The 15,669-nt window shown below is 72.7% G+C and carries 10 protein-coding genes and 1 pseudogene; 3 read left to right on the top strand and 8 right to left on the bottom strand.

Features of this window, described 5'->3' with window-relative positions; genetic code table 11:
* Positions 1 to 289: 289 nt before the first annotated feature.
* Positions 290 to 958, top strand: coding sequence for an HD domain-containing protein (locus CC117_RS21955; RefSeq protein ID WP_198541943.1), 669 nt, complete (start codon positions 290 to 292; stop codon positions 956 to 958).
* Between the two features lie 177 nt (positions 959 to 1,135).
* Here the strand turns inward: CC117_RS21955 and CC117_RS21950 are convergent, their stop codons facing one another.
* Entirely contained in the window at positions 1,136 to 2,578 is a 1,443-nt protein-coding gene (locus tag CC117_RS21950; protein ID WP_241830314.1) for an AAA domain-containing protein, read from the bottom strand.
* Positions 2,579 to 2,674: 96 nt separating this feature from the next.
* Here CC117_RS21950 and CC117_RS21945 point away from each other — a divergent pair, with 96 nt between their 5' ends.
* The gene (locus tag CC117_RS21945; RefSeq protein ID WP_071087133.1) at positions 2,675 to 3,862 is read left to right on the top strand and encodes an RNA-guided endonuclease InsQ/TnpB family protein; all 1,188 of its coding nucleotides are present in this window, start codon (positions 2,675 to 2,677) and stop codon (positions 3,860 to 3,862) included.
* A 36-nt stretch (positions 3,863 to 3,898) separates the two neighbouring features.
* Here the strand turns inward: CC117_RS21945 and CC117_RS21940 are convergent, their stop codons facing one another.
* From CC117_RS21940 to CC117_RS21925, 4 genes are all read right to left on the bottom strand, one after another.
* Entirely contained in the window at positions 3,899 to 5,455 is a 1,557-nt protein-coding gene (locus CC117_RS21940; RefSeq protein WP_071087131.1) for a hypothetical protein, read from the bottom strand.
* Complete coding sequence (locus CC117_RS21935) at positions 5,452 to 6,675, bottom strand: hypothetical protein (RefSeq protein ID WP_084132570.1); 1,224 nt, start codon at positions 6,673 to 6,675, stop codon at positions 5,452 to 5,454. The genes CC117_RS21940 and CC117_RS21935 overlap by 4 nt, the downstream gene beginning before the upstream one ends.
* Positions 6,676 to 6,900: 225 nt before the next feature.
* Positions 6,901 to 7,509, bottom strand: coding sequence for a hypothetical protein (locus CC117_RS21930; RefSeq protein WP_241830312.1), 609 nt, complete (start codon positions 7,507 to 7,509; stop codon positions 6,901 to 6,903).
* Positions 7,510 to 7,651: 142 nt separating this feature from the next.
* Positions 7,652 to 10,075, bottom strand: coding sequence for an MMPL family transporter (locus tag CC117_RS21925; RefSeq protein ID WP_071087127.1), 2,424 nt, complete (start codon positions 10,073 to 10,075; stop codon positions 7,652 to 7,654).
* A gap of 507 nt (positions 10,076 to 10,582) precedes the next feature.
* Here CC117_RS21925 and CC117_RS21920 point away from each other — a divergent pair.
* Positions 10,583 to 11,512 (top strand): aldose 1-epimerase family protein, encoded by a 930-nt coding sequence (locus CC117_RS21920; RefSeq protein WP_071087227.1) that lies wholly within the window; start codon positions 10,583 to 10,585, stop codon positions 11,510 to 11,512.
* A 30-nt stretch (positions 11,513 to 11,542) separates the two neighbouring features.
* Here CC117_RS21920 and CC117_RS21915 read toward each other — a convergent pair whose 3' ends face one another.
* The 3 genes and pseudogenes from CC117_RS21915 to CC117_RS21905 form a co-directional block, all read right to left on the bottom strand.
* On the bottom strand, positions 11,543 to 13,690 hold the full coding sequence (locus CC117_RS21915) for a vWA domain-containing protein (RefSeq protein WP_131803118.1): 2,148 nt from the start codon (positions 13,688 to 13,690) through the stop codon (positions 11,543 to 11,545).
* Positions 13,691 to 14,163: 473 nt separating this feature from the next.
* Positions 14,164 to 14,508, bottom strand: a pseudogene (gene ligD, locus CC117_RS21910) (non-homologous end-joining DNA ligase LigD); the annotation flags it as partial.
* Positions 14,509 to 14,562: 54 nt separating this feature from the next.
* Positions 14,563 to 15,669: tyrosine-type recombinase/integrase (locus CC117_RS21905; RefSeq protein WP_071087121.1), on the bottom strand; the 1,107-nt coding region annotated here is incomplete at its 5' end.

Below are 15,669 nucleotides of genomic sequence, written 5' to 3'. Positions count from 1 at the left end.
CGGAGAGTGAACTACAACAGGACATCACCTCTATCTACTAAGTAGCCACAAAAAGCCGCCTGGTTGATCGATCGTTGTCCAATTGTCAACCCGAAGGGTGATCGGATTCTGTTCACATCGCAAGGCGACGCCTGTGGCGGCGATTCCGCGCACACTGAGGGCACGATGCACCCCGCAACCTGCCAGCGGATCACGAGACTCCGCAGGGAGCGGGCACACGGCAGGTGCGTCATGCTGTGGCGTCGCGGCGCGAATCCACAGCTGGCGTAAGGCGATACGAGGAGGTCAGGTGTCGACGCAGTCCCCGCCCCCACTGGATGCGGCGTCACAGGCGGGGCCCGGTGAGCCCGTCGTCGCACTGCCGTCGGTGGCTGATTCCCGGCTCGCGCGGCAGCTCGCGTTCATCCTGGAGATCGACAAGCTCAAGTCGGTACTCCGGCGCAGCCACCTCGCCGACGGCTCCCGAGCCGAGAACGATGCCGAGCACTCCTGGCATCTCGCCATGATGGCCGTGCTTCTCGGCGAGTACGCCGAGGAGGAGGTGGACACCGGCCGGGTGCTGCGCATGCTGCTCGTTCACGACCTCGTGGAGATCTACGCCGGGGACACCTTCGTCTACGACACCACGGCTATCGCCGAGCAGGAGGCCCGGGAGCGGGCAGCGGCCGACCGGCTGTTCCCCCAGCTTCCCCGCGACCAGGCGGTCCAGCTCCGCTCGCTGTGGGAGGAGTTCGAGGCGCGCCGCACCCCTGACGCGCGCTTCGCCCGGGCGTTGGACCGCCTCCAGCCCCTGATCCTGAACTACGCGACGGGCGGCGGAAGCTGGCTGGCGCACGGGGTGCGCGCCGAGGACGTCCTGGCACACCAGCGGGTCGTCTCCGAGGGCTCGCAAGCCCTGTGGGAGTACATCACCCACCTGGTGGGTGACGCCGTCCGCCGGGGCTACCTGGCGGCCTAGCCACGCTGAACGCAGGCGGTAGCCCGACACGGCCGCACGCTGCCACCTGGCGCCGTGCGGCCGCGGGATGCGCAGGCGCATTGCTCCGCAGGCGCATTGCGCCACAGGCGCAGAGGCACGGGAGACCCAGAGGCGCGAGAGGCAGCCACCCGGACCCGGTCGGGCGAGCGACGGGCGTCAGACCTGGACGCGGCTGGACGCCAGATGGGCGAGAACAGCCTGGTTGGCGGCCCAACCGTCCGGGAACCGAACCGGCTCTCCGAGGTGGACGGGATCGCTGGTGGGATGGGCGTCGAGCAGGTCCCGGATGCCGGCCCGGGCGACGACCAGGCAGGCCTGCCGATGCCGGGAGGCCAGGACGCACAGCCGGCCGGCTTCCAGGTGGAAGGCGGTGGCGTCGCGCCGGCCGGAGAGCGGATGCAGGATCACGGTGACCTCGTACTCCCGGCCCTGCAGGCGGTTGGCGGTGTCCACCACGATCCGGTCGTCGCCGAGAGCCTCGCGGATGGCCACCACCTGATCGCGGTGGGCGGCTCCGACCGCGATCCGGTCCGCGGTGACCAGGGTTTCCTCGCCGCCGGATCGGGCGACCGTGCCCCGCTCGAGAACCCGTCGGGTGAGGGCCGCGACAGCCGCCACGGCTTCGGCGTCCGTGCGCACGGTGTGGCGGGCGGGGAGTTCGAGCAGCCCCCAGCCTGTGCCCGCGGCGATGTCGAGGACCTCGTCAACCGGCCGGTCGCCGCGCCCTGGGAGCACCAGGCCACGTTCCCCGAAGTCGGTGCCTGTCCGGAACCCGGTGAACGGGTAGAAGGCGTCGGCGACCACGGCCTGGGCGGTGCGCGGCAGGCGCCACGACACCGGCAGGCGGTGGACCGGCAGGTCGGGGTTGGTTCGCTGCAGCACGGCGACGGCGCTCTGCATCGGGTTCCAGACCAGGCCGTGCCAGCGGTCGTTGGTAACCGTCGAGAACGGGTCGAGCTGACCCGGGTCGCCGACGAACAGTGCCCGTTCGAACCGGGAGGCGATGGCCAGCAGCGTGTCGGACCGCATCTGGTACGCCTCGTCGATGATCGCCCAGGGCCACGTCCCGTCCCGGACGTACGTCCATTTTGCCGCTGTCGAAATGGTCACGGCGGGTTCACCGAGTCCGCCGACGTCGCTCGCGGTGACCACGTTCGTGAGCTCCGCCAGGCGGGGGGACGGGACGTAGCCGGCGCGGCCGAGGCGTCCGATCCGGGCGCCGGGCAGCTCCGCAGCAAAGCGCGCCGACAGCCGTTCGACGAGGTCGTCGACCTGTTCGTTGGTCTGGGCGACGATCATCAGCGGTTCGCCGGAGGCGGCGAGGACCGCGGCTGTCCGGACCACGAGGGTCGACTTCCCGGCACCGGGCGGCGAGTCGACGATGACGCCGCGGTGACGCCCCGACGCCAGATCGTCCAGGATCCCGCGGATGGCCTGCTCGGCCTCGGCGGCCGCCGAACGGCCGGCCGCCGCCGAGCGACCAGGTCCGGCGGAGAGATCGGACGCGGTCGGGCGATCAGTCCCGTCGGCGCCTACGCCTACGCCCGGCTGGGCGGCAGGCGTAGGCATCGACGTGGGGATGGGTGTGGGTGTGGTCATCGGTATCTCGCCATGGATACCGCGACCTTCAGGCCGGGGAGGAAACGGCGCCCCGCACGGGAACGCATACGAAAATCCTTTCGGTAGAATCAGAGTATGTCCCGCTACCGGCTCGATCCGGCACCCGAACAGGTTGCCGGGCTCGATGAGCACTGCGGGCATGCGCGTTTTGTGTGGAATCTTGCCGTCGAACAGCAGTCGTGGTGGACGCCCTATCGGGGGAGGGCGCCGAACCGTCTGGAACGTTGCCGGCAGTTGACCGCCGCGCGGGCAGAGTTCGACTGGCTGCGGGCTGGGTCGCAGACGGTTCAGCAGCAGGCGTTGCGGGATTTCGACCAGGCTATGTGTAACTTCTTCAACGGTTCGCACAGGCGCCCGGCCTACCGGAAGCGCGGCCAGTCCGAGGGTTTCCAGATCGTAGGGAAAAACGCCAGGGTCGAGAAGCTGAACCGGAAGTGGTCCCGCTGCTGGGTACCGAAGGTCGGCTGGGTGAAGTTCCGCGTGTCGCGGAAGGTTCCGGACTTCAGGTCCTATCGGATCACCCGGGACCGGGCGGGCCGCTGGCACATCGCCTTCGCCGTCGCACCCGAGCCGATCGACGCCCCGGGAACCGGGAAGATCGTCGGGGTGGATCGCGGGGTGGCGGTGTCGGCCGCACTGTCGACGGGGGAGCTGCTGGTCTGCCCCGGGCTGCGGCCGAAGGAAGCGGAACGGCTCCGCCGGATGCAACGCCGGATGGCCAGGGCCAGGCGGGGCAGCAACCGGCGCACCCGGCTCCGGGAGCAGATCGCCCGGGTGATGGCCCGGGAAGCCGACCGGCGCAAGGACTGGGCCGAGAAGACGTCCACGGACCTCGCCCGCCGGTACGACCTGATCCGGGTGGAAGACCTGAACATCCGCGGTATGACCCGGTCGGCACACGGCACGGTCGCCGAGCCTGGGAAGAACGTCCGACAGAAAGCCGGGTTGAACCGCGGCATCCTCGCCAACGGGTGGGGACTCCTCGTTCAACGGCTGAAACAGAAAGCGCCCGGCCGGATCGAGAGGATCCCGGCCGCCTACACGAGTCAGCGTTGCTCGGCCTGCGGGCATGTCGCCGCCGCATCGCGCGAGAGCCAAGCGCGATTCCGGTGCGTCGCCTGCGGGCACACGGCCAACGCCGACACCAACGCGGCATGCAATATCGCGGCTGGACGGGCCGTGACTGCGCGGGGAGGCACCGGGTTGCCGGAGCCCAGGAACCGCGAACCTCAACATTCCACACCTCCCCTCGTGGGCGTGTAGGAGTTGGAATCCCCGCCCTTCAGGGCGGGGAGGACGTCAATCCCAGGCCTCTGCGGTGTCGCGTTCGTTCGGCTCGTAGGGCTCGGGCGGGCCGCCGTGCGTCCACGGGGTGTCCGCGGCGTCCGGCATGGCGACGGAGCGGACTCCGTCCGCGAGGACCGCGCTGTAGCAGAGGGTCTCACCCGCCTCTGGGACCGAGCCCGGGGCGGGAGCCGCGGACCGGCCCATTCCGCTCTGCGCCTCCAGAGTGATCAGAGTCGCGCCCGTGGCGCTCCGGCCGCCGTCCGCGCCGGTGCCGGTGCCGGCACCGGCGCCGGTGAGGCCATCGTCGCCGCCGGGGGTGTCGATGGCGACGATGAGGCATTCCTGCTTCCGCCGGCTGCTGGCGACGACGCGGGTACCGAGGGTGAGGCGGACCGGGTCCTCCGTCCGCACGGTGAGCAGGGGGCGGGTGACGAGCCGGCCCTTGCCCCGGCCGTTGGGGACACGCCGGTCGCGGTCGACGGCGAGAACGGTGCCCTGGAAGGCCTCGCCGGTGACCCGATGGTCGGCCATGACCAGCGGGTCGTCGAAGGCGCGTTCGGCGTCGTAGGCGGACTGGGCCTGTTCGATGCGGTTCAGCCGCCGCGCGGCTGCGACCGCGCCGTCGAGGCGGGCCTGCGGCAGGCCCTCCTCGGCCATGTAGGTGTGGAATCCCGTGTAGCGGGCGCGGTCGGTCTCCCAGCGGCCGGCGACCGACGCGCCGGGCGGCAGCTGGCGGAGCAGGTCCAGGGCACGCCAGACCAGGTCCCAGGTCGGCTGGAGCTGGCCGCGCAGGACGTCCCGCAGACGTGCCAGCACCGTCGGCAGCGCGGCGGGATCGGTCACCGCGTCGTAGGCGGCGATCGCGGGGGCGAGGATGTCGTTGTCGAAGCCGGGGTCGGTGGTGGGGCCCGCCGGCGGGCTGTGCGCCGGGTCCTCGGCGAGGCGGGCGGACGTCGGACCGTCCCGGCCGGGAGGCGGGTCGATCCAGCCCATGGCGGCGGCGAGGTTCGCGTCCTCGAGGGCGCTCTGTCCGGTCGCCCAGTGCAGCGAGAGCAGGTCGGTGACGGCCCGGGCCAGCGAGGAGCCGGGGATCTCCGCCCGCTCGGCGAAGAAGGTGAGCCACCGCCCGAGCAGGGGAACGCTCGGCGGGACGGCGTAGTCACCGTCGGTGGCACGGAAACGGGTGGAACGGCCGAACAGCCGCAGGAAGGCGAGGCCCGCCGGGTTGGGCAGGATCAGCTGGGGGGCATCGTGGGCCCGCGGCCCGTTCGCGAGCTCCTCGGCGTCGGCGGCGAAGCCGAGGACGTGCGGCAGGACGATCTCGGCGAGGTCGGCCGCGAAGGCGAAGCGCAGGTCACGGTTCCGCGGCTGGGGCACGACGAGGAGGGTCGGGTCGGCCTGGCGGGTCCCGACGAGCGCGGCGAGCGGGGCGTTCGCCTCACCGGCCAGAGTCAGCGGGACGAGGACGAGCGGACGCTCGGACAGGTGCACATGGCGCACGGTTGCGATCGGCGCGGCGGTCCCGGTGGCGGCGGCGAGCGCGCGGGCGTACGAGCTGATCGCGCTCACCCGTCGGCACCGCCGGGCGGGTGGGACGCGCCGGCCAGCGCCTCGGCGTACATCCTGGCGGTGATCCGCAGGCGTTCGGCGGCTTCGGCCTGGTCCTCGGCCGGCGCGCGGGTGCCGTGGGCGAGGTCGAGCGCCTCGGTGACGGTGTCGATGCCGCCGAGGTCCTCGCGCACGCTCGCGCCGAGGGCGGCGGTGCGGCCGGCGGCCTCGTGCCGGCAGCGGAACGCGAGCTCGCAGGTGGACAGGCAGTCCGGTGTGTAGCGGGCGTCGAGCAGGTCGAGTCCCGTGGTGAGCTCGGTGGCGGGCCGGGTCGGCGCACCGTCCGGGCCGGCGGCGAGGTCGAAGGTCAGGTCGGCCGGCAGGTCATCGAGCAGGGCCTCGATGGTGGCCAGCCGGGTGAGCTGGTGCTCGAGTCCGAGCAACTGCCGCCGGACGTCGACCCTGGTCGCCAGGGGTGCGTTGGAGAAGTCGCGGGGGCACACGAGGACCACGTCGTGGGAGACGGTGGCCGGCGGGACGACCGGCATCATCGGCACGGTCGGGACGACTTCGCGAGCGCGCAGCATCCGGCGCAGTGCCAGCACGTAGACGGCGGCCTGGACCGCGGCGGCGGCGACCTTCTCCCCGTCGGCCTGCCCGTCGACGACCGGGAACGACTTGATCTCGACGACGTGGAACTGCCCGTCGGGGCGGATCACCAGCAGGTCCGGTTCCAGGTGGACGTCCTGCCCGCCGACGGGCAGCGCCAGCAGCGGATGGGCGACGAGAACGATCCCGTGCGGGTCCGGGCGCAGCGCGGTGACCGTCCGGTCCAGCCGGTCCGCGAGGTTCTCCGCAGCAGGACGGACTCCCCCGTCCTGCTCGGCGGACGCGCCGAGGTCGAGGACGGTGACACCGGGGGAACCAGCGGGGCCGAGATCGAACCCCAGACAGTCCGCCAGGAGACGGAGCAGGTCGGTGCCGCCGTCGTTCCTGACCCGGGCCTCGAAGGCGTTGCCGCGAATGATCGCGAACTGGGACTGGCCGAAGGGGGCCGCGAAGCCGATGTGGCGGGACAGGCCGTCCTTGTCCACCCCGGCGGCGTCGAGGACGGCCCGCCGGTTGCACCCGGGATTACGGGTCAGTGCCGCGATGGTGCGCGCGTCGTGGCGCCGGCGGGCGGCGGAGCCTCGGATGAGGTCGAGGCGTGCCTCGGTCCGGATCTGCTCTGACCCCCGGATCTGCTCTGACCCCCGGATCTGCTCTGACCTCCGGTTCTGCACTGACCCACCTTCGTGACGGCCATCGTCGCGGAGCAACCGCGGGCAACGATGCCGTCGACGGGGGCGTCCGTCCAGTCTTGTGCCGGCATGTCGGTCAATGAGTTCGTGGCCGGGACCGGGCGCAGGCGGCGCAACGGCCGCCAGCGCCCGGCCATCGTTCCGGTCAGATCAGGTCAGATCAGGTCAGTGCGCGACGCGGTCGAGGATCCAGGTGCTGAGCTCCTCGGTCATCATCGTGTGCGGGGTGGGGCGCGAGGAGCAGAGGAACTCGTCCAGCTCGGAGCGGCTGGCGTCGGCGGCGTTGAGCGCGTCCGCGAGGATGCCGAAGGAGTCGAGCGTGCCGCCGGGCGCGCCGTCGATCTGGGGGAGGTTGTCGGTGGTGACCTTGCGCTCGCCGAGGACGCCGCGCAGGTCGGCGACGAGCTGGTTGCGCCCGCCGGCCTGCGTGAACAGCGTGGTCCCGGTGAAGTAGGGGCCGCTGCTGCGCAGTGCCTCGACACCCGCCGGGATGCCGTTGCGGCGGCCGTCGCCGACGCCGTTGGCGACACCGATCAGGCGCGGGATGCGGGGCCAGCCTCCCACCCGCTCCAGTGCCTTCAGGAACTGCTCGCGGGCCGGGTCGCCGTCGAGCCCCTCCCAGAGCCAGTCGAAGTCGGTCGGGCCCATGTTGAAACCGTCGGCGAGCAGAACCGGGCGAACAAGGCCCTTGTTACCACGGCCATACCAGACACGGGCCGGCACCCCGGGGCCATCCCAGGTCGCGTCAGGCTCCGGTGCCTGGGTCCGCGCCATGGCGCCGGCCGGCGTGACGAGGTCCAGTGAGATTGCCAGCCCGGAACTGAGATTGCCAGCCCGGAACAATGCACGCGATCCGGGAGAACAATACGGGGCGAGCTTTCTCCCGGATCGCGCGGCGACATCTCCGGAAGGGGTTTCAACGGACGAGCGGCGCTCCGGATCCGCCGGCGACGCGCCCGCCGCCCGAGCCACCCGAGGCGGCGGAACCACCGGAGGCGGCCGACCCGCCGGCCCCGGCCCCGGCGGCGGTCCCCTTTCCCTTGCCGGCAGGGGCCGCGGCCCCCGACGCGCCCTGCCCGCGGCGGGTGGTGCGCTCCGCCTGCCAGCGCTGGCCGAGGTGGACGGAGGCGGGCAGGATCGCCGCGCGCACCAGTACGGCGTCCACCGCCAGGCCGATCGCCAGGCCGAAGCCGAGCATCTTCAGGGTGCGGGGTGGCTGCGCGACGACGGCGAGGAACACGAAGACCATCACGAAGTTCATGGTCAGGACGACGTGGCCGAGGTCGGCGTGCCCCCGGCGGACGGCGTCGCGGCCGTCGCGGATCGGGTCGGGCCGGGCCCCGTCCCGGCGGCGGGCGACCAGCCGGGCGGCACGCCGAAACGCTCCCCCGGCCCCGGCGCCGGTCTTCGCGGGCGGATCCGCGGAGCCGCCCTCGCGCAGCCGCATGAGCAGGATGAGGTTCATCGCCGGCCCGAGCCCGAACACCGAGATCATGACCGGGACGAGGACGAACGGCTCGACGGGGCTGGTCATCACCCCCAGCCGCCGGGCCAGGTCGGGGTCCTGGAACAGGACCCGCAGCAGGCCGGCGGAGGCGAGGACGCTCAGCACGCCGGCCGCGCCGAGTACGACGGCGAGCACCGGCGAGCCCGCCACGGCGTACACCACCAGCCCGATCGTGAGCAGGACGATGGCGAGGAACAGCGGCAGGGTGGACCGGAACTCGTCCGCGGCGTCGTCGAACATGGCGGTCGGGCCGCCGACCGCGGCGGTCGTGACGGTGCCACGCAGTGCGGCGGGCAGCACCTCGTCCCGCAACTGTCGGACCAGGTCGCTGGTCTGGGTGGTGCGGGGGCCGTCGGCGGGCAGCACCCGGATGACCGCCGGTCCGCGCGTCGGGTCGTCCAGGGAGACCTCCGACGTCCGCACGCCCGGTACACCGCGGAGCACCGCGGCGACGGTGCGCGGTTCGGTGATCCGTTCGGTGGGGTTGCGGGGCTGCCCCCTGTCCACGGTGATGAGGATCGGGCCGTTGATGCCGGCGAAGAAGCCTTCGCTCGCCAGGTCGTAGGCGCGCCGGGTGGTCATCGAGGTGGGGTCGGTACCCGAGTCACCGCCACCGATCCGCAGGCCGGACGTCTGGTTGCCCAGCGTCATGAGCAGGACGCCGGCCGCGACGACGATGAGGGCCGGGTAGCGGCCGACCTGCGCCGCCCACCAGGACCGCAGACCGGGCCGCCGGGCGAGCCCTGCGCCGGCCATGGCCAGGTAGTGCCGTTCGGCCCAGCCGAGCAGCCGGGCGCCGCCCGTCGCGAGCAGCGCGGGAAGCAGGGTGAGCAGGGTGAGCACGGCCAGGGCCGTGCCTCCCGCGGCGGCGAGCGCCAGACCGCCGAACGGGCTGGGGCGCAGGGCCGCGAGGGCGAGCATCGCGAGGCAGAAGCCGAACCCGCCGACGACGACCGCGGCACCGGAGCGGGTGGTCGCGACCGCCGCGGCCTGAGCCCGGTTCCTGCCGCTCAACAGCGCCGACTGGGCCCGGTGCACGGCGACGATCGCACCGCCCAGGCAGGTCCCGAAGGCGAGAACGGCGGCGGTGACCGGGGCGAACGGGGTCAGCTGGGTGACATGCGAGAGCCGGGCGGTGAGCGCGACGGCAAGCAGCGCGCTGACCGCGGCGGGCAGCACGCACACCAGGACAGCCAGCCGCGAGCGGAGGGTGACCCCCAGCAGCACGATCACGGCGAACGCGGCGACGGCCAGCGGGGCGGGCTGGAGATCCGAGGACTCGATCATGGTCACGCCGGGACCGGACATCTCGACCTGGATCTCCGGCCCGTCGTAGGCGCGGGCCGCCGCCAGGACATCGCGGACGTCGTCGAGGTCCGGGGTGAGAGCGTCGTCGTCCAGGAGCACGGAGACGAGCGCGGTCCTGCGGTCGGCGCTGATCGGGTCGATGCCGGCGGTGGCGGCACCGAGCGGCCCGGCGGGGTCGGCGACGAGGATGACGCCAGGCAGCCGGCCCACCTCGGCGACCAGAGCGGTGATCCGCTCGCGGGCCCGGCCGACGTCGACCGTCCCGAGCCGGGCCCGCACCACGATGGTCTCGACGTCCGGCAGCTGTGCGTTCGGCGACGAGCGGGCGACGCCGTCCATGGCACGCGCCGCCTCGGAACCGGTCGGGGCGACCTGCTGGGCGTACCGGGCGCCGCCCTCCCGGATGTACTGGACCGCGGGCACGAACGCCACCAGCCACGCCGCCAGGACAAGCCAGCGATAGCGTGCGCAGCAACGCGCGAGAAGCCCCACGACCCCGGTGAGTTTCTCGGGCCTGTCGGTCATTCGAACACCCTAGAACGGGAAATTGCCTCCTATTCCGCCGTTGGTGGGGTCAGCCGCAATGGTCCGTATGCTCCATAATTCTGGAGCTGGGAAGGCCCGCCTTCGGTGGCCACGCAGCGCAATGGCAGACCCCACGAAGATGCCTTTCCCGCGGACGGATCCAAGGGTCGACGGCGGTAGCGGCGTATGACGGCATCCATTTCCTCGGCGGCCTGGCCGTCACGCGGCCGGCAGGTGTCGACTGCCGTGATAAACCCCACCGCCAGCGAGGCTTCGGGGTTTCCCACCACCACGCGGCCCCCGATATCGGACGCCCGGCCGTCGAGAGTCACCCGCCGGCGGCGGGAGGTGCCCCGGCCCGGGGCCGGAGGTGCGACCCGAGGCGGGAGGGGGCGCCGCGCCGGGTGGGCCGCGCGCAGGGTGGGCCGGCGCGACGGCGATGATGAACCGGTCCGCCGCGACGGCGGGCGGGGCCGCATCCCGCGGCACGAGGACGGAGGCCAGGCGATGGGGACGAGCGCGCCGTCGGGGCGACAGCTCGAGCTGGTGCATGGCAAGAGCAGCGCGGTGATCACCGAGGTGGGTGCCGGACTGCGCGAGTACCGCGCCCACGGGGTCGCCGTGCTCGACGGCTACCCGGCCGACGCGATGGCGACCCGGGGCCGCGGCCAGCTGCTGCTGCCCTGGCCGAACCGAGTGGACGGGGGCCGCTACACCTTCGGCGGGGCCGGGCACCAGCTGCCCGTGAACGAGGTCGCGCTCGGCAACGCGAGCCACGGCCTGACCCGCTGGCTGGCCTGGGACCTCGAACGCCTCGACGAGGCCACGGCGCGGGCACAGGTCGTCCTGCACGCCCAGTCGGGCTACCCGTTCACCGTGGGGTTCACGGCCCTGTACCGGCTGGACGACGGCGGGCTGACCGTCACCGTGACCGCGACGAACCTGGGGGCGGCCCCGGCGCCGGTCGGCATGGGGGCCCATCCCTACTTCGTGCTGCCCGGGGCGGACGGTGCCCTGGTCCAGGCGGACGACATCACCGCGACGGTGCCGGCGAGGACCCGGCTGGTGGTCAACGACCGCCTCATCCCCACCGGTGCGGAGCACGTCACCGACGGCCCGTTCGACCTGCGCGACCCGCGGCGCCTCGGGGACCTCGTCCTCGACACCTGCTTCACCGACCTCGCCCGCGACGACGCCGGCCGGGCGACCGTCACGCTGACATCCGCGGGCGGCGGTCTCGCCATCTGGCAGGACGAGACCTGGCCCTACGTGCAGCTGTTCACCGGAGACACGTTCGCGCCCGGCGAGCGGCGGCGCAGCATCGCGGTGGAGCCGCTGACCTGCCCCGCGAACGCGTTCAACAGCGGCGCCGGGCTGCGCGTCCTCGATCCGGGCGCGTCGTTCGGAGGTTCCTGGGGGGTGAGCCCGCAGCGCTGAGCGCCGCGGCTCCGGCCCGCTCGCGGGATGTCAGCGGGCCGGGAGCAGGTCGAACTCCGCCTGGGCGGTCTCGGGTGTGACCCGCAGCAGCCGGATGAACCGCCGGACCGGTTCGATGCCGCCGTCCTGGTACAGCCGCTCCAGGATGTCGGCGCCTCGGTAGGGCCAGGTCCGGTGGCTTCCGGACCGGATGTAGTGGGTGCACTCCTGCGCCATCCGCGGGTTGTCGCGGTAGAAGTGCGCCTGCGCCCAGGCAGCCAGCGCCTCGTTGAGCCGGGTGCCTGCGGCCCAGGCGGACGTCCCGGCGGCGGCCGCGCGGGCACCGTGCTCGTCCAGGCCGGTCGCGATGGCGGCGTGGGTGTGCTCGTGCACGAGCGCCAGCTCGCAGAACACCGCGGCCCGTTCCCAGGTCGACTCGTCGAGGACCGCGTCACCGCGCAGCGCCGCGGCCACCTTGCCGAGCGCCCCCGCCCCCATGAGCACAGCCGGCGCGGACGTCGGCACCAGCATGCCGGACCGCCCGAAGCGCCCCGCGCCGCCGGAGTACCGGAAGACACCGAACACGTTCGCACCGGAGCGCAGGAAGTCGGAGGTGACCGGGTCTCGGGCGTCGACCATGGCGCGGAGGTCGTCGAGCGCGGCGCCGAGGCGGACGCGGAAGTCCTGGTCGATCGGCGGGTCGGCAACCACCCCACCCACCGACCGCTCGATCGCCGCGGCGGCGCGCGGCCCGAGCTCGGCCACCAGCCGTACGCGCACCTCGGGGTCGATGCGGTTGCGGGAGTGGGCGCGGATGTGCCGGTCGGTGTAGCGGGTCACCAGCTCGCAGTAGAGGCCGGCGAAGCTCGGGAAGTCCTCCGCGCACCGCTGGCGCCAGATCATCGGCGGCTCGGGGAAGGACGGCCCCGCGCCGCTGTCCTCGTCCAGGGAGGTGGGACGTCCCGCCAGGTAGCGGCGGACGTTGCCAGCGAAGCCGCCCAGCGCCTCGCGCCGGACGTGGACCAGGTCGGTGTCGGGACCGACGTCGAGCACATGCTCGGTGAACGTCACCAGCAGCGCGCGGACCCGGTCGACCGCCGCCTCCTCGTCGGCGGCGAGCACGCCGGGGGGAATGTCGCCGGTGTGGTCCTCGGTGGTGAACCGCGCGTCCGGCTCGCAGGTGCGGCGCAGATGGGTGACCGTCGTGTCGTCGGTGACGTAGGTCGGCGGCGGGTAGTAGCGCAGGCCGGTGAGATCCTCCAGGAACGGGACGATCGTGCGCAGCGACTCCCCGATGCGCTCGACGTTGCCGTTCGCGACCGTCGGGACGAGGGTGAACACCGGGAAGGTGACGTCGACCCGGCGCGGCGCCGGGCGCCGGCGCCCCGGCGGCTCCTCGCCTCCCGTGCCCTCCCCGCCCGTGCCCTCCCCGCCCGCGCCCTCCCCGCCCGCGTTCTCGCCTCCCGGAGCCGCGGTGGCCTCCTCCGGAACATCGGGCCCCCGGCCTGCCGCCCCGCCCGCTCCCGGCTGCGCGCCCGCGGATTCCTCCGCCTCGGCCCGCACGGCCTCGCCGGCGGGTGCGTCCGCGGGCTCCCCGCTGTGGAGGCCTGCGGAGTCCACTCCGTCAGCGCCCAGGGCGCCGTCGGCCGCCACGGCCACGGCCGCCGCCGACGGCGACTCGGCGGGCGCGCGCTCGGGCTCGGGCTCGGCGGGCACGGGCTCGGCGGGCACGGGCTCGACCTCCACCGGACGGGTGCCCGCCTCCAGCGACTGCAGCGCGGCGCGGCGGCCGGCGGCGGAGATCGCCCGGCCGAGATCCCCTTCACCGGGGGCGGCCTCCCAGCTCCCGCCGGTGACACCGACGATCACCTCGGCGAGCTCGCCGGCGCGCGGGGACGTGTCAAGCACGACGACGTCGACCGTGATCCCCGAGTGGGCGCAGTCATAGGCGGCCTGGAGCAGGTCGCCGGGGGCGGTGAGGTCGTCGGTGACGAGCAGCAGGCGGGCGAAGGGAGGCTGTTCGGGCAGGCCGGCGAGGTGCAGCCGGGCGCGCTCCAGGGCGGAGGCGACGTCCGCGCCGCCGCTGTCGCCGGTCGGGGCGACGGTACGCAGCGTCCGTTCGAAGGTGGCGCGGTCGCCGGCGCGACCCTCGTAGACGACGTCCGCGGAGTCGGTGAAGCCGACCAGGACGGTGGGCATGGCCGGCGGCAGTTCGGCAAGCGCGTGGGAGACGCTCTCGACGGCGACGTCGAGTTTGCCGCGCCCGGACTCTCCGTGCTGTGTAGAGCCGGCTCCGGGCCGGCTGTCGTCAGCGCTCTTCCGCTCGCCGGAAAGATGTGGACCGGAACGCGGGCCCGAACGCGGCCCGGAACGCGAGCCGGCCGGGGTGCGACCATCCGCGGAACGCCGGTGCCGAAGACCGCCGAGGTTCGGGAATGGCCGCGTTCCCGCACCCGTGTGGTCGCCTCGACGGCGGCCGAAACGGGCGTGCACGGAATCGCTGCCGAACGGCCGCGACATGGACGCCGAATGGTCCAGTAGAACAATCCACACCGCGCCGACTCCCCCCTGACCGACGGCAACCGGAACGAGACCTCGGGTATGTGGATCAGCGTACGCGACCAGCCGACGGCCAGGCAGTCACGGGCGCCTCGCGAGACGTTCGGTGGGCTTCAGGTGGTCTTCTTCGCACGGCTGGGCTGTACCCGGCGCGGCTCGCCGGCCATCTTCGGATGGTCGGGCGGGTAGGGCAGGTCGGCCAGACCGTGCTCGGCGACATCCCGCTCCCACCACTGCAGCAGCGGACTGAGATCATGATGGGTGTCGTCGATGCCGGCCCACAGGTCGCCGAGGCGCTCGAACCGCTCCGGCACGGAGCGGACCGTGAAATCGCGGGGCTCGACGTCAGGGAGCTCGTCCCAGTGCACCGGGGTGGAGACCGGCGCCCAGGCCCGCGGCCGCGCCGAGTACGCCGAGGCGATGGTGCGGTCCCGCGCGTTCTGGTTGAACAGATAAAATCGCAGGTCACAGGCTCGAAATGGCCCCCCAGTCCGCACGAAGCCCGCCTACTGTCAGCTAGGACGCTTGAACGCGCCCTCCAACCGGGCCCGAACACGGCTGTCATCCCGCTCCCACAGATGCGCGTACGTGTGCAGCGTGACGTTCGGCGTTGCATGCCCAAGGATGTACGCCACAGTCGTCACATCCTCACCAGCTCGGATCAGCGCCGACGCACACAGATGCCGAAGATCATGCGGGTCGAGTTCTGGGATCCCAACCTCGTTCCCTGCGTTCGCCAGCGCGGTGCGAAGCCCGGACTGCCCCCACGGCCTGTGCGGCAGACGATCCGACCAGAACAGGATCCCGTCCGGGCCGGTACTGCGGGCCTTCCTGGTGGCCTTCAGCGCGTCCATCGTGAAGCCGGGGACAGGCACGGACCGCCCCCGCGTACCGCGCTTCAGCGGTGCAAGCCGGCCCAGGCGCTCGTTCCACTGCTGGTCGATCCTCGCCATGTCGTCGTCCCACTCAACCCGGTCGTCGCAGAGGCCGAGCGCTTCGCCGATCCGCGGGCCGCAGGTTGCCATCAGCAGCACGGGGGCCCGCCAATGCTCGGCGAGCAGGTCGTGGATCTCCCACAGCTGCTGGTTGGTGGGGAGGAGCAGCGGCGTCGGCAGCACTTCGGGTAGTTCAACGTTGACGCAGGGATTGCGTCCGATGACCGCGTCGTCGACGGCACTGCGGAAGATCCCCTTGAGGATCCGGTAGGTGTAGACCACCGTCGATGCGTTGAGCGGCTCCTTCGACGCCTTGCCGGACAGGCGCATCCACTGGTTGACGAGTTCCTGGATGTCAGCGGTGCGGATGCCCCGCATCTGACGGCCGGCGAGCGGCTTGTACCGCGAATCGATGATCGACTCATAGTTGGTGCGGGTGGTTTCCCGCAGCCGCCGCTTGTTCGCCAGCCACCGGGCGACGTACTTCCCGAAGGTCTCCTGCCCGGCCGCGGGGTCGACGTGTGTGCCTGCTCGGACTGAGGCCCGCTGGGCCCGCTCCCAGTTGTCGGCGTCGGTCTTGCGTTCGAAGTTCTTGGCGTGCTCCTTGCCGTCGGCGTCGTAGTAGCGGGCCTGCCACCGCCGCACCTCTTTGATCTTCCCGTTGCGTTTGACCTGCTTGGGCTC

The sequence above is a fragment of the Parafrankia colletiae genome (genome assembly GCF_001854655.1).
Taxonomy (GTDB): Bacteria; Actinomycetota; Actinomycetes; order Frankiales; family Frankiaceae; genus Parafrankia; species Parafrankia colletiae.
This window is presented reverse-complemented; position numbering and strand designations above follow the sequence as displayed.